The sequence below is a fragment of the Deinococcus aerophilus genome (assembly GCF_014647075.1).
Classification (GTDB): Bacteria; Deinococcota; Deinococci; order Deinococcales; family Deinococcaceae; genus Deinococcus; species Deinococcus aerophilus.
Genome location: NZ_BMOM01000082.1, coordinates 1 through 951 on the forward strand (window position 1 = coordinate 1; position 951 = coordinate 951).

General features: G+C 60.6%; 2 protein-coding genes. Both read right to left on the reverse strand.

Annotated elements, in window-relative coordinates; all coding sequences use genetic code 11:
* Nucleotides 1–395, reverse strand: a 395-nt coding sequence (locus tag IEY21_RS16655) for a Csu type fimbrial protein (RefSeq protein ID WP_188905459.1), incomplete at its 3' end; no start/stop codon positions are given.
* A 100-nt stretch (nt 396–495) separates the two neighbouring features.
* Nucleotides 496–951 (reverse strand): hypothetical protein (locus tag IEY21_RS16660; RefSeq protein ID WP_229753193.1); only part of this gene is annotated, 456 nt, incomplete at its 5' end.

Genomic DNA, 951 nt, shown 5'->3' on the forward strand with positions numbered 1-951 from the left:
GCAGCGCTCGCCATGATGTTGTAGCTGTACTGGCTGCCGTTCAAAGAATCTGAACCGATGAAGTTCGGTTCAATGTCGCTCTCCAGCATCACCTTCAACGCGCTGGGGCCGTTCATCAGATCAACCGTGCCGTCGGTGTTCCACTGGGTGTCGTCCCAGTAACCCAGGAACGGCGTGGTGTCCAGGTTGCAACGCACACTGACGGCGCCGAATCCCTTTGCGGGAGCCAGATCGGCGGCGCGGTACTCTGTGATCACGATATCGGCGACGCCGGTAATTTCGCACGCGTCGTTCACAGTGGCATTGACTGCCACCTGGGCAGGGGCAGGGCTGACGGCCGTGGCAACGCTCAGCAGGGCGGCGGCCAGCAGGGGGGATACGAATTTCAGGCGCATACGGCTCCTTGGGTGGGGTCAAAGGGTAGAGACAGGAACGCGGAAACAGGGTCCGGCAGAACTTTTAAAAGAGATTGCCAGACCCTGAACTCCGGGCAGCTTAGAAGTTGACTTCGATGTCGACGATGTACGTGTAGTCGTCGGCGGTGGGCGCGCCCCACTGGCCGGCAGGAGCGAGGGCGCTCAGGGTGTACTCGTACTTGTCGGCCCCAAGGTAGGAACCCATACCCATTCCGGGGTTCGCCACGAAGGACAGGGTGTACTCCGCATTCAGAACTGCATCCTTGGACATGCTCTTGAGCATGATGGGTCCCATGTCGGGGGTGATGGTGCCCATCCTGGTCCCCGCGTTGCAGTACAGAACAGCCGACCCGGCCATGGCGTCGCTGGTGCCGTTGATGGCGTCGTAGGTGAAGCTGGCGGCCTGGGTGGCATTGCTGTCGAAGGTGCAGGAGGACAGCACATTGGCGTTGATGGTGACAGAGGTGCTGGCCGTTCCCGCAAAGGCGGTCGACATCAGAGCAGCGGACAGGGCGGCAACAACAATCTTTTTCAT